The 15,779-nt window shown below is 69.5% G+C and carries 15 protein-coding genes and 1 riboswitch; of the genes, 7 read left to right on the top strand and 8 right to left on the bottom strand.

The annotated features are described in order from the left end of the window. Window positions 1-97: 97 nt before the first annotated feature. Window positions 98-697, bottom strand: a complete 600-nt coding sequence (locus G6024_RS12060; RefSeq protein WP_096905905.1) for a TetR/AcrR family transcriptional regulator — start codon at window positions 695-697, stop codon at window positions 98-100. A gap of 256 nt (window positions 698-953) precedes the next feature. On the opposite strand from G6024_RS12060, the gene G6024_RS12065 reads away from it, so the two are divergent. The 4 genes from G6024_RS12065 (at window position 954) to G6024_RS12080 (ending at window position 4,937) form a co-directional block, all read left to right on the top strand. Continuing rightward, on the top strand, window positions 954-2,054 hold the full coding sequence (locus G6024_RS12065) for a flavin reductase family protein (protein ID WP_159148799.1): 1,101 nt from the start codon (window positions 954-956) through the stop codon (window positions 2,052-2,054). A gap of 44 nt (window positions 2,055-2,098) precedes the next feature. Then, window positions 2,099-3,364 carry a fatty acid desaturase family protein gene (locus G6024_RS12070; RefSeq protein WP_159148800.1) on the top strand — a complete coding sequence of 422 codons (1,266 nt, stop codon included), beginning with the start codon at window positions 2,099-2,101 and terminating at the stop codon, window positions 3,362-3,364. A gap of 45 nt (window positions 3,365-3,409) precedes the next feature. After that, window positions 3,410-3,661, top strand: a complete 252-nt coding sequence (locus G6024_RS12075) for a hypothetical protein (RefSeq protein WP_061228080.1) — start codon at window positions 3,410-3,412, stop codon at window positions 3,659-3,661. Window positions 3,662-3,872: 211 nt separating this feature from the next. Next, entirely contained in the window at window positions 3,873-4,937 is a 1,065-nt protein-coding gene (locus tag G6024_RS12080; protein ID WP_194307417.1) for an RNase H family protein, read from the top strand. Between the two features lie 325 nt (window positions 4,938-5,262). On the opposite strand, the gene trpS is transcribed toward G6024_RS12080, so the two are convergent. The 6 genes from trpS to G6024_RS12110 form a co-directional block, all read right to left on the bottom strand. Then, a complete protein-coding gene (gene trpS / locus G6024_RS12085; protein WP_235027885.1) occupies window positions 5,263-6,342 on the bottom strand; it encodes a tryptophan--tRNA ligase in 1,080 nt (359 codons plus the stop codon). Between the two features lie 67 nt (window positions 6,343-6,409). Beyond that, entirely contained in the window at window positions 6,410-6,883 is a 474-nt protein-coding gene (locus tag G6024_RS12090) for a PPOX class F420-dependent oxidoreductase (protein WP_067712723.1), read from the bottom strand. A gap of 111 nt (window positions 6,884-6,994) precedes the next feature. Next, entirely contained in the window at window positions 6,995-7,840 is an 846-nt protein-coding gene (locus G6024_RS12095; RefSeq protein ID WP_159148801.1) for an exodeoxyribonuclease III, read from the bottom strand. A gap of 40 nt (window positions 7,841-7,880) precedes the next feature. Further along, complete coding sequence (locus G6024_RS12100; RefSeq protein ID WP_390890251.1) at window positions 7,881-9,101, bottom strand: MFS transporter; 1,221 nt, start codon at window positions 9,099-9,101, stop codon at window positions 7,881-7,883. A gap of 50 nt (window positions 9,102-9,151) precedes the next feature. Beyond that, window positions 9,152-10,024: a bile acid:sodium symporter family protein gene (locus G6024_RS12105; RefSeq protein WP_159148802.1), complete on the bottom strand. Its 873-nt coding sequence runs from the start codon at window positions 10,022-10,024 to the stop codon at window positions 9,152-9,154. 140 nt (window positions 10,025-10,164) lie between these two features. After that, window positions 10,165-11,388: an NADP-dependent isocitrate dehydrogenase gene (locus tag G6024_RS12110; RefSeq protein ID WP_159148803.1), complete on the bottom strand. Its 1,224-nt coding sequence runs from the start codon at window positions 11,386-11,388 to the stop codon at window positions 10,165-10,167. A 156-nt stretch (window positions 11,389-11,544) separates the two neighbouring features. Then, window positions 11,545-11,660, top strand: a riboswitch (SAM riboswitch). 53 nt (window positions 11,661-11,713) lie between these two features. Between G6024_RS12110 and G6024_RS12115 the strand changes: the two genes are divergently transcribed. The 3 genes from G6024_RS12115 to G6024_RS12125 are packed head-to-tail and all read left to right on the top strand — an operon-like array spanning window position 11,714 to window position 14,661. Next, the gene (locus G6024_RS12115) at window positions 11,714-13,048 is read left to right on the top strand and encodes an O-acetylhomoserine aminocarboxypropyltransferase/cysteine synthase family protein (protein WP_159148804.1); all 1,335 of its coding nucleotides are present in this window, start codon (window positions 11,714-11,716) and stop codon (window positions 13,046-13,048) included. A gap of 9 nt (window positions 13,049-13,057) precedes the next feature. Further along, window positions 13,058-14,227 carry a homoserine O-acetyltransferase MetX gene (gene metX / locus G6024_RS12120; protein ID WP_159148805.1) on the top strand — a complete coding sequence of 390 codons (1,170 nt, stop codon included), beginning with the start codon at window positions 13,058-13,060 and terminating at the stop codon, window positions 14,225-14,227. After that, complete coding sequence (locus tag G6024_RS12125; RefSeq protein ID WP_159148806.1) at window positions 14,224-14,661, top strand: hypothetical protein; 438 nt, start codon at window positions 14,224-14,226, stop codon at window positions 14,659-14,661. Before metX ends, G6024_RS12125 begins: the two co-directional genes overlap by 4 nt. A gap of 675 nt (window positions 14,662-15,336) precedes the next feature. Here the strand turns inward: G6024_RS12125 and G6024_RS12130 are convergent. Then, on the bottom strand, window positions 15,337-15,779 hold a 443-nt coding region (locus tag G6024_RS12130), incomplete at its 5' end, for a lipase family protein (protein ID WP_235027886.1).

The raw sequence follows: 15,779 nt of genomic DNA on the forward strand, positions 1-15,779 counted from the left end.
ACACTGCGGTCACGGAACTAGCCCGGGGCCCGGCCCCACGTCCGTAGCGGCCGCCGCGTCGGTGCGTACGGTCGGGGAACGGCCGGGGAGCGGCCGGTCAGGAGACGGCGCCGGCGCCGGCGAGGATGACCCGCAGTCGCCCGGCGCACTCGTCGACCGTGGTGCGGGCGTCGGAATCGTCGGCCATCTCGACGAGGGCCCGGAGGAGGACGACGACGACGAGGTCGGCCGCGATGTCGATGGAGGTGTCGTCCGCTCCGGAGAGCGTCTCGAGCCGACCCAGGGTGATCCCCAGCCGGCGGCGGGCGGAATCGACGGCGGCCGCGAGGATCCGGTGGTCTGGATGCGCGGTGTCGACCAGGCCGCGGGCGAGCATGGCCCAGGTCTGCGGATCCCGGGTGGCGGCGGCGGAGGCCAGGCGGGGCCAGTCGGTCGCGGGGTCGTCGGTCGCGGTGGAGATCAGCTCGTCGATGAACGTCCCGAGGGCGTCGGCCGCGCCGGACGCGAGTTCCGATGCGAGGTCGTCGACGGACTCGAAGTGCCGGTAGAAGGCGGTGGGGACGATGCCGACCTCGCGCGCGAGTTCGCGGACGACGAGCCCGGTGAAGCCGCGCGTGGCCACCCCGTTCCGGCCCGCCTCGACGATGAGTGCACGGGTGTGCCGTTTCTGTTCCGCACGTGTCCTGGGCGTCGTCACATTCGCCATCCTATCGACAGCCTGGACTGACGCGTCAGAAACCACCCGTCCGCGGGGTGTGGGCCGGGCCATAAATCGAACCTCTTCCCATTTCGGAGAACGGCTGTACACTCAAAAACGTCCGGTGGTCGAACCGGACGGATGCGCACCCCGACCGCGACGGCACCGACCCGGTGCGAGGCGCGACGACCGCCGGGGAGCGACCGCATCCGACGGCGTCCGACCACACCGACCCATATCCTCGACGGAGGTCCACATGACCGCCCCGCCCATCCGCAGACTCTTCTCCCGCAGGGTCACGCGCACCCTACTCACTCCCCATCCGGTCGAACACTACGTCCGCTCCCTGGGCGTGGACTGGTCCGACGACCCCACCGGGGCGACCGTCGTGACAGTCGACCGGCCGGTCCCCGACGTCACGGTCCTCACCCTGCGGTTGCCCGCCGGGGTCGACCGCCCCGCCCCCGGCGCCGCGCTCGAGATCGGGGTCGTGGTGGACGGCGTCGTCCACCGCCGCCACTACTCCCCCGTCGATCCGGCGTCCCGCCGCGACGGGTTGGCGACCATCGCCGTTCGCAGGCACCCCGACGGCGTGGTCTCGAACCATCTCTGGGACGAGGCCGCGCCCGGGATGCGACTTCTCCTGGGTAGCCCGGTCGGCGAGATGGCGTTGCCCGAGGCCCGCCCCGCCGATGTGCTGCTGGTCAGCGGCGGCAGCGGCATCACCCCGATGCTGGCGATCGCCTCGACGCTCGCCTCAGACGGCCACTGCGGCGACGGGGCGCCGGGCCGCGTGGCGTGGCTGCACTACGCCCGCCGCGTGGAGGACGTGCCCTTCCGGGACCAGCTCCGTGAGCTGGCCCGGTCCGGGGTGACGGTCACGGTGGTCCCCACCGCCGAGGGGACGACCCCCAGCGGCCTGTCCGGCCACCTCTCCGCCGACCATCTCGAGGAGACAGCCCCCTGGCACGATGACGCCGCGGTGTTCCTCTGCGGCCCCGAACCGCTGGCCCGGGGCCTCGAGGAGGTCCTCGGTGCCGAGCGGTTCTCCGGCGTCCTGCGTGAGCGTTTCACCTCCGCGACCGGGCCGGTGCCCGACGGGGACGGCGGCACCGTGACCCACCTGCGCAGCGGCATCACCGCCCAGAACGAGGGAACCACCCTGCTCGAGGGCGCCGAGGCCGCCGGCCTGAGCCCCCAGCACGGCTGCCGGATGGGCATCTGCCACACCTGCACGGCCGTGCGCGTCTCCGGCACCACCCGCGATCTGCGCACCGGCGAGGTCGACTCCACGCCCGACTGCCACGTCCAGATCTGCGTCAACGCGCCCGTCGGCGACGTCGAGATCGAGCTCTAGACCTGCATCCCCACCCGCCCGGAACGACCCGGAAGGACCCCATTATGACACTCCTGCAACTGCCCGGCCTCCGCCGGAAGAAGTCCACCACGCCGAAGGCACCCAAGGCTGCGAAGCCGCCGAAGGTCGCCGGCAAGACCTCCGACAAGGCGGCCGGCAAGGCCGCCGACGCGAAGACCGCGAAGACCCCCGGCCCCGAGCCGATCGTGCTGTCGGCCGAGTCGGTGGAGATCATCGGCCTCGAACTCGATGCCATCCGCGACCGCGTGAGGGCCGACCTCGGCACCGCCGACCGCGACTACATCCTGCGGGTGGTGCGCACCCAGCGCCGCCTGGAGTTGGCCGGCCGCGGCCTGATGTTCCTCGGCTTCCTGCCGCCCGCGTGGCTGGCCGGAGTCGCGGCGCTGAGCGCGTCCAAGATCCTCGACAACATGGAGATCGGCCACAACGTCATGCACGGCCAATACGACTGGATGCGCGACGACATGCTCCACTCGTCCAGCTTCGAGTGGGACAACGTGTGCCCCTCCGACCAGTGGCGACACTCGCACAACTACATGCACCACACGTACACCAACATCCTCGACCTGGACCGGGACATCGGCTACGGCATCCTGCGTATGGAGTATGAGCAGCCGTGGAACCCGATCCGCCTGGGCAACCCGGTGTACGCGTTCGCGCTGATGATGCTCTTCGAGTGGGGCGTGATGCTCCACGACCTGGAGTACGACAACGTGCTCAAGGGCAAGCGCAAGTGGTCCGACGTCAAGGGCCTCGTCGCCGGCTGGTGGCGCAAGGTGCGCGGCCAGGTAGCGAAGGACTACATCGTCCACCCGGCGCTGACCGGCCCCCTGTTCCCGCTGACGTTCGCCGGCAATCTCACCGCCAACCTCGTGCGAAACGTGTGGGCGTTCTCGGTGATCTTCTGCGGCCACTTCCCGTCCGGCGCGCAGGTCTTCACACAGGAGGAGACGGCCGAGGAGACGCGCGGCGAGTGGTATGTGCGCCAGATGCTGGGCTCGGCCAACATCTCCGGCAGCCCGCTGATGCACCTCGCCACCGGCAACCTCTCCCACCAGATCGAGCACCACCTGTTCCCGGACCTGCCCGCGCACCGGTACCCGGAGATCGCGGTCGAGGTGCGCCGGATCTGTGAGGAGCACGGGCTGCCGTACACGACCGGACCGTTGTGGAAACAGGTCGCGAACGTCTGGTCCAAGATGTTCCGCCTGGCGCTGCCCCTGCCTCCCACCGCAGCGGACACTCCTGCGGTGATCATCGAGCGCAGGAAGAATCCCGTCGCCGCCTGAGCCGCGGGTACCGTCTAAGGGCATCACCGACGAAGGGAGCGGTCCATGAGCGACTTCGAACGCAACAAGGACCAGGTCCAGGCGGGCGTCCAGGCGGGGGCGTCGCTGGTGGGTCGGATCGCGGTCATCGTCACCGACGCGGTCGGGTCGATCGCCAAGGAGATCGGCGACTTCGTCACCGAGGGCATCGAAATGCGTGAGGCCGCCCGAATCTCCCGCCGCGAGGAGCGGCAGCGCACCGCGGACGAGCCGCTGATCAACCTCGACGGCATCGAGGACGGCGACCTGCAGGGCTGACACGCGCGACGGGGCTCGGTGGCCCGCGGTCGCCGGGACGCCGAGACGCCGCCCAACTCCACCGCCAGGCAATCCACCTATCGAATTGCGATCCACCTAGGGAATTCCGTAGGTGGATCGTAATTAGATCGGTGGATCTTGGATTGAGGCTCAGCCCGTCCGCGGCTCAGTCGTTCAGCCCGTCCGCGGCTCAGCCTCGGGGAGCCGGTGAATGGTCGCGTCCGCAACGGTGGCAGGATCGTCGACCGTGACGATCATCGCCGCAGCGGACGGCTCCGCCCTCGGAAATCCCGGCCCCGCCGGCTGGGCCTGGTACATCGACGACTCGACGTGGCGCTGCGGCGGCTGGAAGCGCGGCACCAACAACCAGGGCGAGCTCACCGCTGTCCTGGACCTGTTGCGTCAGACAGCGCACTCCCCGGAGCCACTTCACATCCTGTGCGACTCGCAGTACGTCATCAACTCCATCACCAAGTGGATGGCGGGCTGGAAGCGCAAGGGCTGGAAGAAGTCCGACGGCAAGCCCGTGCTCAACGTCGAGGTGATGAAGGCCCTCGACGATGCCATGCAGGGCCGCAAGGTCACGTTCGAGTGGGTCAAGGGCCACGCCGGCCACGAGCTCAACGAGAAGGCTGACGTCCTGGCCAACGGCGCCGCCAAGGCGCATGCCGCCAGAAAGGAGCCGGAGGCCGGCCCGGGTTATCCGGGCGCGCAGGCCGTCGGCGCCGGCGACGACCCGGCCGCTCCCCCAGCGGCGGGTGACACCGTTCGGCGGTCGGAGTCCGCGTCGATGCCGGCGTCCGCCCCGGCAGGCGGGGGCAAGGCGAGGGAAACGACGACGAAGGCGACGACGACGAGGGCATCCTCCGCCGCCGAGCCCGATCTGTTCTCCCTGGCCGACGACGCCGACGAGGCGCCGGACCGGACGGACCTGGACCTGGACCTGGTCGTGGATCTCGAGCGGTCGCTGCTCACGGAGGCGGTCCGGGGTGACCGCGACCGGCTGGAGGAGTTGCTGGATCCCTCGTGGAGCCACGTGTGCGCCCGGGGCGAGGTGTGGTCCCGCGCGGACAGGCTCGCCGCCGCCGGATCATCCGGTCGGTCGACGGCTGAACGCACGATGGATCTCATCGAGGCCCGCCGGGTCGGGGCGGAGTCGATCCTGCTCGTGTGGCGGGAGCGGTCGGGCGACGGTTCCACGCTGCGCAGTTCGGTCTGGGTCCACTCCGGCGGGTCGTGGCGTCAGACGTTCCAGCAGGGGACGCCGGAGGCCTGAGCCCCGTCCCGCACGAGAAGGTGCCCCTCACCGCGTCCGGTGAGGGGCACCATTCCCCGGCGCCGGCGGGCGCCTACAGGCCACCGAGAAGCAGGTGGAGGAGATCGCCGACGATTCCGATGAGACCGGCAACTAGACCCATTGTGTGACTCCTTGTCAGGTGGCGGGATACGACTGCTCGTCGGAGCTTCGGCTCCGATGAGCTGGGCCCGACTCTAAGGACGTAGTGTGACGTCGACGTTTCAGTCGACGATCAACGTCGTGAACTCGACCGCCGCTAGAGTTACTACACCTGACTAGTAGTATTTGGTCCTATCATTACTGGTCAGCCACGGCGGGGCGCGGTGAAGCCGACTGCCTGGTACACCTTCGAGAGGACCGGGCTGGCCACCGCGCGGGCACGGTCCGCGCCGTCGGCGAGGATCCGTTCGAGCTCGGCACGGTCGGACATGTACTCGTCGAACCGGCCCCGCAGTGGGGTCACGAACGCCTCGAGCGCGTCGGCGGTGTCGGTCTTCAGGGCCCCGTAGCCGGCGCCGGCACTCTGGTAATCGGCCACGATGTCGGCGATCGGTCGCCCGGAGAACGCCGACTGGATCGCCAACAGGTTGGACACCCCCGGCTTCATCTCACGGTCGTAGCGGATGGTGCCGTCGGAGTCGGTGACCGCGCTGCGGATGCGCTTCGCGGAGACCTTGGGGTCGTCGAGCAGGTTGACGATGCCCTTCGGGTTCTCACCGGACTTGCTCATCTTGGCGGTGGGATCCTGGAGGTCGTAGATCTTGGCGGACCCCTCGAGGATCTTCCCTTCCGGCACCACGAAGGTCTTCTTGTAGCGGGAGTTGAACCGCATCGCCAGGTCGCGGGTCAACTCGAGGTGCTGACGCTGATCCTCCCCCACCGGCACCAGGTGCGGGCGGTAGAGCAGGATGTCGGCGGCCATGAGCACCGGGTAGGTGAACAGACCCACCGTGGTGCCGTCGGTGCCCTGTTTGGCGGCCTTGTCCTTGAACTGCGTCATCCGGGCGGCCTCGCCATACCCGGTGATGCACCCCAGCACCCAGGCCAGCTCGGCGTGTTCGGGGACGTGCGACTGCACGAACAGCACCGACCGGGCGGGGTCCACCCCCAGCGCGAGCAGCTGCGCACAGCCGCGGAAGACCCGCTCGCGCAGCTCCTTGGGGTCCTGCTTGACGGTGATCGCGTGCAGATCGGGGATGAAGTAGTACGCGTCGTAGTCGTCCTGCAGTTCGACCCACTGCCGCACCGCGCCCAGGTAGTTGCCGAGGTGGTACGAGTCGGCGGTCGGCTGAATGCCGGACAGGACGCGCTGGCGCTTCGCGGGCGCCTGCGACCCGGTCGGCTCTGCGGGCGTGGGAGCTGCGGAGGAGGACTGCTCAGACATGGCGTTCATCTTCCCACGTCCCCGACAACCCACCGCCCACGCCCTCGCGCGGGCGGTGGCCGCACTGTCAGCGGTCGGCGGGCGGCGCCATCTCCGGCGGGAAGCCGCCCGTGGCTATCGGGCCCCAGTCATCGATGGCCACCCGGATGAGGCACTTGCCCTGCCGCACCATCGCCGCCCGGTACTCGTCCCAGTCGTCGTGCTCCCCGGCGATGCTGCGGAAGTACTCCACCAGCGGCTCCACCGCCTCGGGCAGGTCGACGATCTCCGCGGTGCCGTCGAGGTGGACGTACGGGCCGTTGAAGTCGTCGGACAGTACGCACACGCTCACGGCCGGGTCGCGGCGGATGTTGGTCACCTTCGCCCGCTGCGGATAGGTGGCCACGACGAGCCTGCCCTCGGAGTCGACACCGCAGGTCACCGGCGAGGTCTGCAGCCCGCCGGACGACCGACGGGTGATGAGGACGGCGCGGTGTCGGGGGCGGACGAAATCGTCGAGGCCGGCTCGATCGGGACGTTCGGCGGTCGCATACTTCGGCATGGTGCCGAGGTTACGGACCCGTCCCCCGCGTGAAATCCGCGACCGCGGGCCCGATCTCAGAAGTCGCCTTCGTCGTCGTCACCACTCGTCTCGGACCTACTCGTCTCGGACCTACTCGTAGACGACGGTGACCGGCGCGTGGTCGGACCACCGCATGTCGTACGCGCTCGCCCGGTCCACTCGATCAGACACCGCCCGGTCGACCAGTCCGTCGGACACCACGTGGTAGTCGATCCGCCAGCCCGCGTCGTTGTCGAAGGCCTTACCGCGCTGGCTCCACCACGAGTACGGGCCGATCTCGTCGGGGCGGCGATACCGCACGATGTCGGTCCAGCCGCTGCCGTCGGCGAAGACGTCGGTCATCCACTCCCGCTCGTGCGGCAGGAAACCGGAGCTCTTGTGGTTGCCCTTGTGATTCTTCAGGTCGGCCTCACGGTGGGCGATATTCCAATCGCCACAGATGACCATCTCGTGACCCTCGCGGGTCTTCAGATGCCCGGCCCGCTCGGCGAGGTACTCGCGGAAGGTCGCGAGGAACCGGTCCTTCTCGTCCTGCTTGGGGGTGTCGGCAGACCCCGAGGGCAGGTAGAGGCTGGCGACGGTGACGGTCTCACCGTCGACAGCCCCGGGATAGACGGCCTCGATGTAGCGGCCGGCCTCCTCGAACTCGTCATCGCCGTGCCCGACGCGCACGTCGGTCGGCTCGGCGCGGGACAGGATCGCCACACCGGCTCGACCCTTGAGCGAGGACGGAGCGCCCACCAGCTGCCACCCGGCGTCGAGGGCGGGCGCGAGCGCCTTTCGGGTCTGGTCCTCATCGGCGCGCACCTCCTGGAGGGCGACGACGTCCGCCCCGCTGCCCTCCAGCCAGGGCAGGAATCCGAGGTTGGTCTCCGACCGCTGCTTGACGGCGGCGCGGATCCCGTTGACGTTGACGGTGCTCACGGTGAGGCTCACGGCCCACAGGCTACCGATCGCCGGGAACGTGACGGTTCGGCTACCCCGTCGCCGTCCGCCGCGCCGCCCAGACCGCGCCCACCAGGATCGCGAGACCCGCCGCCGCCAGGGCCGCCCCGGCGAGCGCCGGGGACGTGTAGCCGAAGCCCAGCGCGATCACGGCCCCGCCGAGCCACGCGCCCAGCGCGTTGGCGGCGTTGAGGGCCGAGTGGTTGAGCGAGGCGGCGAGCGTCTGTCCCCTGCCCGCGTATGTCATCAGTCGGGACTGCAGCCCCGGCACCAACGCGGATCCGGTCGTGCCCACCAGGAACAAACCCACCAGCGCCGTGACGGGATGGTGCGCGGCGACGGCGAACAGCGCCAGCACCACGGTCATCACCGCGGCGATCGCGACCAGCCCGCGGTCGAGGTCCCGGTCCGCAACCACACCGCCGAGCAGGTTGCCGGCCACCATGCCGAGTCCGTAGACGGCGAGCACCGCGGGCATCCAGCCGGGATCGATCCCGGCGACGTCGACCATCGTCCACTGGATGTAGGTGTAGACGGCGAACATGCCGCCGAACCCGACGGACCCCACGGCGAGCGTCGCCAGGATCTGTGGCCTCGCCAACGCGGCGAGCTCCTCGCGCGCCCTGACGACCACCGCCCCCGTGGGTTCGGGGACGACGACGAAGATGGCCGCCACGGTCAGCGCGCCGATCACCCCGACCGCGAGGAAGGCGGACTGCCACCCGATCGTCTCCCCGAGCCAGGTCGCCGCCGGGACACCGATCACGTTCGCGACCGACAGTCCGAGCAGCACCTGGGACACCGCCCGCGCCTGCCGTCCGGGACCCGCGAGGGAGGCCGCCACCAGGGAGGCGACCCCGAAGTACGCCCCGTGCGGGATTCCGGCGACGAACCGGGCCGCCACCAGGATCTCGGCGGTCGGGGCGAAGGCCGCCGCGACGTTGCCCGCGGTGAACATCGCCATGAGGACGAGCAGCAGGGTGCGGCGCCGCCACCGTGAGGTCCACACGGTCAGCAGCGGGGCACCCACGACCACGCCGAGCGCGTAGGCGCTGATGACGTTGCCGGCCTGTGGTTCGGTGAGCCCGAAGCCCTCGGCGATCGACCGCAGCAGTCCCATCGCGGCGAACTCGGTGACGCCGATGCCGAACCCGCCCAGCGCGAGCGCGAGGATCGCCAGCGCCACACGGCGAGGGGTGGGTGCGGCGGGCTCGGTGTCCGGCGCCGGGGCGGCTGCGGGGCTCGTGGTCACCGACGAAGGCTACGCCCACCACCCCGGCCGGGCCTGCCACGTCAGCCCGATCAGGGGGCGGTGCGCATGAGGCGTCGGCCACCGTAGACCAGCAGGAACGCGGTGACGTACATGACGATGCTGTAGACGGCGGCCGCGAGCCCGACCTCCTCGTCACCGATCACGGTGAAGGCGATCAACAGCGTCAGGGTGGTGTTCTTGATTCCGAACTCCACAGCGATCGCGATCTGCTCCGCCCGCCTCAGCCTGCTCACCCATGCCAGGAGGCCGCCGAGAACGATCAGTGCGAGGTTGAGGACGATCACGGCGGGGCCGACGGTCACGACGAGGTCGACGATCCGGTCCCGTTCGCCGAGGACGATCCCCACGATGAGCAGGACCAGCACGACGAGGCCCACGATCCCGACGTAGCGCTCGATGCGGGAGGCGAGCGCGGGCCTCCTGGCACGGAGGATCATCCCGATCGCGACCGGGATGAGGATGACGCCCAGCAGGAGTCCGAAGGTCTGGCCGAGAGGGACGGTCACCTCCTCGTCCGCGGCTCCGGGGATGAGGCGCGCGCCGATGCCGAACCACATCGGCAGGGTGAGGATGACGGCGACGGAGGTGAGGGCGGTGAGGATGACCGAGAGGGCGACGTTGCCGCGGGAGAGATAAGTGATGAGGTTCGACGTCGCCCCGCCCGGCGTCGCGGCCACGAGCACCACCCCGAGCGCCAGCATCGGCGTGAGGCCGAAGAGCAGGGCCACACCGACACCGACCAGGGGAACCAGGACCAGTTGGCCGAACAGTCCGACGATCGTGGCCCTGGGCGATCTGGCCTGGACCGCGAAGTCCTCCCTGGTCAGACTCAACCCGATGCCGACCATGATGATGGCCAGGGCGATCGGCAGGCCGATATCGACCAAGGGGCTCTGATCCACGGACGTCTCCTGGGCTCACGACGGAACGGCTGGCCACGCCTGTGACGTGGACCACTGTCCGACTACGGTAACCGATCGGGCGCCGCCGCGACCCCACACCGGCGGGCGCGGGGTCGTCGCCGAACGGTGGGCGCGCGGGATCAGGCCTCTGCTCGGGTGCGCTTGAGATTCTCATCCAGCGCCGCGAGGAACTCCTCCGTCGTGAGGTGTTCCTGGCCATCGCCGACGAGCAGCGCGAGGTCCTTGGTCATCTGCCCCTCCTCGACGGTCTTGATGACCACGTCCTCGAGTTGGTGGGCGAACTCGATGACCTCCGGGGTGCCGTCGAGCTTGCCGCGGTGCTCGAGACCCCGGGTCCACGCGAAGATCGAGGCTATCGGGTTGGTGGAGGTCGCCTTGCCCTCCTGGTGCTGCCGGAAATGTCGCGTGACGGTGCCGTGGGCGGCCTCCGCCTCGCAGGTCTTCCCGTCCGGGGTGAGCAGGACGGAGGTCATCAGACCGAGTGAGCCGAACCCCTGGGCCACGGTGTCGGACTGCACGTCACCGTCGTAGTTCTTGCACGCCCAGACATAACCGCCCTCCCATTTGAGCGCGGAGGCCACCATGTCGTCGATGAGGCGGTGTTCGTAGGTCAGGCCGGCCTTGTCGAACTCGTCCTTGAACTCGCGGTCGAACACGTCCTGGAAGATGTCCTTGAACGCGCCGTCGTAGGCTTTCAGGATCGTGTTCTTGGTGGACAGGTACACCGGGTACCCGCGGTCGAGACCGTAGTTGAACGAGGCCCGCGCGAAGTCCTCGATCGACTTGGTGAAGTTGTACATCCCCATGACCACCCCGCCCTCCTCGGGCAGGTTCACGATCTCGTGTTCGATCGGCTCGGACCCGTCGGCCGGCGTGTAGGTGATGGTGACCTTTCCCGGGCCGGGGGCCTTGAAGTCGGTCGCCTTGTACTGGTCGCCGAAGGCGTGGCGGCCGACGATGATCGGTTTGGTCCAGCCGGGGACCAGTCGCGGGACGTTGGAGATGATGATCGGCGCGCGGAAGATCGTCCCGCCGAGGATGTTCCTGATGGTCCCGTTGGGTGAGAGGTACATCCGCTTGAGCCCGAACTCCTCGACGCGGGCCTCGTCGGGCGTGATGGTCGCGCACTTGACGCCGACGCCGTGCTTGGCGATGGCGTTGGCCGCGTCGACGGTGATCTGGTCGTCCGTCGCGTCACGGCTGGTGATGCCGAGGTCGTAGTACTCAAGATCCACGTCGAGGTAGGGGTGGATCAGCTCGTCCTTGATGAACTTCCAGATGATGCGGGTCATCTCGTCGCCGTCGAGTTCCACGACGGTCCCGTCGACCTTGATCTTCGACATCGGATCCTCTTTCCCCGCCCGGCCCTTGTGGGGCCGACGCTGTTGGTCCTTACGTGACGTAGGTCTCACTTTACTGCTCGGCACGGTCCGGAGCCGCCGCTGCAACGGGTAACCCCTCGTTGCCTCCGTCGAGCGGCTTAGGCTAGCCTGACCCCAGGTCATGAGTTCCAGCGGAAAGCCCCGGCTCGCTGGACGGCAACCCTCCACCGCGGTGGGGTGCCCCGGGAGACGACCTGGCCACCACCCGACCGGGTGACGGGCAAGCGCGGGTCCGCTGTCGTCAAGCGGGCGGACCCTTTTCGATGAGAGGAGGGGCTCCGCCCCTATGACCTACGACAACAGCAATACGGACTGGGCCTTCGAGACGCGTCAGATCCACGCCGGGCAGCCCGTCGACTCCGACACCGGAGCCCGGAATCTGCCGATCTACCAGACCACCTCGTACGTGTTCGCCGACGCCAAGCAGGCGGCCGACCGTTTCGCGCTGGCGGAGATGGGCCCCATCTACACCCGCATCACCAACCCCACCGTCGCGGCGGTCGAGGATCGTATCGCCTCGCTGGAGGGCGGCGTCGCGGGACTGCTGTTCGCGTCAGGCCAGGCGGCCGAGACCGCCGTCATCCAGGCGATCGCGCAGTCCGGCGGCCACGTCGTCGCGTCTCCCCGCCTGTACGGCGGGACCGACACCCTGCTCCGCCACACCCTGCCCAAGTACGGCATCGAGACCACGTTCGTCGAGAACCCCGACGACCCCGCCTCGTGGGAGGCGGCGGTGCGTCCCAACACGAAGCTCTTCTACGGCGAGTCGATCTCGAACCCGCTCAACGACATCCTGGACATCCCGGCCATCGCCGAGGTCGCGCACCGCAACCAGGTTCCGCTCGTCATCGACAACACCGTGGCCACCCCGTACCTCATCCGCCCGCTGGAGCTGGGTGCGGACGTGGTGGTCTCCTCCGCCACCAAGTACCTCGGTGGACACGGGGCCTCACTCGGCGGCGTCCTGGTCGACGGTGGCAAGTTCGACTGGCGGGTGCAGCGCGACGGCGAGGACGTCTTCCCGTCCTTCACCACCCCGGACCCCGCCTACCACGGCCTCGTCTACGCCGATCTGGGCGCGCCCGCTCTCGCGCTCAAGGCCCGGGTGACCCTCCTGCGTGACACCGGCGCGGCGGCCTCCCCGTTCAACGCGTGGACCCTCGCCCAGGGCATCGACACGCTCAGCCTGCGGGTCGAGCGCCACGTGTCCAACGCGCAGCGGATCGCCGAGTGGCTCGAGGCCCGTTCCGACGTGGCCAAGGTCCAGTACGCGGGCCTGGCCTCCTCGCCCTACAACGAGCTCCAGAAGAAGCTGGCCCCCAAGGGCGCCGGCGCGATCGTCACGTTCGACCTGGCCGTGCCGGAGGGCACGTCCGACGCGGACACCACGGCCCTGGCCTGGAAGTTCATCGACGCCCTCAAGCTCCACTCGTGCCTGGTCAACATCGGGGACGTGCGGTCACTCGTGTGCCACCCGGCCACCACCACGCACTCGCAGGGCACCCCCGAGGCCAACGCGATCGCCGGGGTCACCCTCGCGACCGTCCGCCTGTCGGTGGGCATCGAGTCCGCCGATGACCTCATCGGCGACCTCGAGCTCGGTTTCGCCGCGATCTCCTGACCCGTCCCCATGGTCCGCCCCTCTGATCCGCTCGCGCTGTTACCCCCGGGTGACGGCACCCTCGGCCACGTCGCGATCGGCGACATCACCCTGGTCACCGGTGTCGTCCTCCCGGGGGTGACCCTCGCGGTCCAGCGGTGGGGGCGGATCGCGGACGACCGGTCCAACGTCGTCCTGGTCGAACACGCACTGACCGGTGACTCGCACGTCGTGGGACCGGTCGACTCCCTGCACCCCACCCCGGGATGGTGGAACGGGCTCGTCGGGCCCGGACTCCCGCTCGACACCGACCGCTACTGCGTGTTGTCCGTGAACGTCCTGGGGGGCTGCCGGGGATCGACGGGGCCGAGCTCGCTCCACCCCGACGGGCACTACTGGGGCGCACGGTTCCCGGCCGTCTCGGTGCGCGACATGGTCGAGTCCGAGCGCGTGCTGGCGGACCTCCTGGGGATCGGCCGCTGGGCGGCGGTGATCGGCGGCTCCATGGGCGGCGCCCGGACGCTGGAGTGGATGGTCACCTACCCGGACCGCGTCCGTGCGGCGTGCGTCCTGGCCGTCGGTGCCCGCGCCTCGGCCGACCAGATCGGCATCCAGACGGCCCAGATCATGGCCGTCACCTCGGACCCGCACTGGCAACAGGGCGGCTACCACGGCACCGGCCGTACGCCGGTCACCGGCCTGGGCATCGCCCGGCGAATCGCGCACCTGTCCTACCGGGGCGAGGTCGAACTCGACGAGCGCTTCGCCAACCGGCCCCAGCCCGGCGAGGACCCCCGGGGCGAGGATTTGTCGATGTCGGGCCGTTTCGCCGTGCAGTCCTATCTCGATCACCAGGCGGGCAAGCTGGTCTCCCGCTTCGACGCCTGCACGTACGTCCTGCTCACCGACGCCCTCAACCGTCATGACATCGGGTTGGACCGGGGTGGCGTCGAGGAGGCACTGCGCACCTGCCCGGTTCCGTGCGTGATCGGCGGCGTGACCACCGATCGTCTGTACCCGCTGCGGCAGCAGCAGGAACTGGCCGACCTGCTCCCCGCTGCGGATCCTCTCGTGGTGATCGAGAGCCCGGCCGGCCACGACGGCTTCCTCACGGAGGACCACGTGGTGGGACCGATGCTGGAGCGCACCCTCGACCTGGCCGAGCAGGGCACCTCCGACCGGTCGCGAGGTCACGCGTGACCGACCACGACCACACCCCCCGCCCGGCCGTGATGGGGCTGGCCGGCCTCGCGGCGGGTTTCGGCGTCATCGGGATGGCGATCGGGTTCGCCACCCTGCTGGGACTCACCGCGACCGCCTCCGGCGGTCACGACACGACGGGCTTCGGCCCGGCCGTCGCCTCCGCCGCGTCCGCCTTCGTCCTGGGACTCGTGCTGGTCGTGGGGGCCGTCCTGTTGTGGCGCGCCCACCGCGCCGCCCGCGTCGTGATCGGTGCGGCCGTGGCCCTGCTGGCTGTCAGCTCCCTCGCGCGGATGGTGGTGGACAGCGTCACCTTCATCTCCGTCGTCGGCACGGTCCTGTCCCTGCTCGCCCTCACGGCGATGGGCTATCTCCTCGCCTCGCCAGGGGTCCGCGACCACGTCCGCGAGGGCGTACCTCTCAGGCTCCGCTGAGTCGCTCCCCTCCGTCGCGCCGCCCATCGGACGTCGCGCCACCCATCGGACGTCGCGCCACCCATCGGGTGCCATGGGCAGCGCGTGATCCGATAGGTGATCCACACCGCCGCGGAGGAAATCTGGCCGCGGAGGGGATCTGCTCTGCGGCGATGCGCGGATCGCGAGATCGTCCCCCCCGTGGATCGCGATAGACACCGTTCTCGCTGCTCCGCGCGGGATACGTAATGGGCGGGCCCTCTCACCCCAGACCCTTCGTTCTCCACAGGCGGCCGTCGTCAGACGGCACTGAGCCGGTCTCCCTGCGAGATGGCCACGATCATCGGGGTATGAACACACCAGACGATCTGATCCCTCTGCTCCTCACCACCGATCGGCTGCTCAGCCGTGGAATGACGAGCCACAGCCTGAGCCGCGCTGTGAGGTCCGGCGATCTGATCCGGCTCAGACCCGGTCAAGCCCCTTGTAGTGGTGTAACTGGTTTTTGATCCTTCGTTGGTGGTCAGGCGGGTAGTTGGATCAGTGGATCGGTGGTCACCTCCGTCGGTGAGCTGGTGTCGGTGTCGGTGGTCAGTGTGAGTCGGCATCGGCTGAGAACTTCGAGGCATCGGCGGCCTCTGGCTCGACGGCGGGGGACGTGAGAACGGGGGGTGGCGCCGGAGCCGCCGCCCGGCCTCAGTAGGTTCCGCAGTTGCTCGGCGCCGGGACTCCGTTGACGCGGTCGTCGAGGTACCGGAGGTTGCCCTCCAGACCGGTGAGCATGGGCACGGCGTGGCCGATCGCCAGACCGGGTGCGACGGGAGGCATCGGGTCGATGACCATGTCGACGGCGGCGCCCTGCGCGCACCAGTCGCGGCCGAGCTGCTGCGACTGGTGGCCGGGGACGACGTCGTCGTTGACGGGCGAGAGCACACGCACGGGCGTGGTCGGGGCAAGGCGGCCGATGCGCTGACGCTCGAGGAACGCCAGGATCTCGGGCTCGCTGCGCACGATGTCGCCGGCCGACAGGCCCGAGATCGTGAAGTCAGTGGTGCGCTGCTGGAAGAATTGGACCGCGGTCTCTCCGATGCACTGGTCAGAGGTGACGGCGAGCATGGCCCGGCCCCGGTCGTTGAAGT

Origin of the sequence: Dietzia maris, assembly GCF_014144855.1 — a bacterium.
Lineage (GTDB): Bacteria > Actinomycetota > Actinomycetes > Mycobacteriales > Mycobacteriaceae > Dietzia > Dietzia kunjamensis.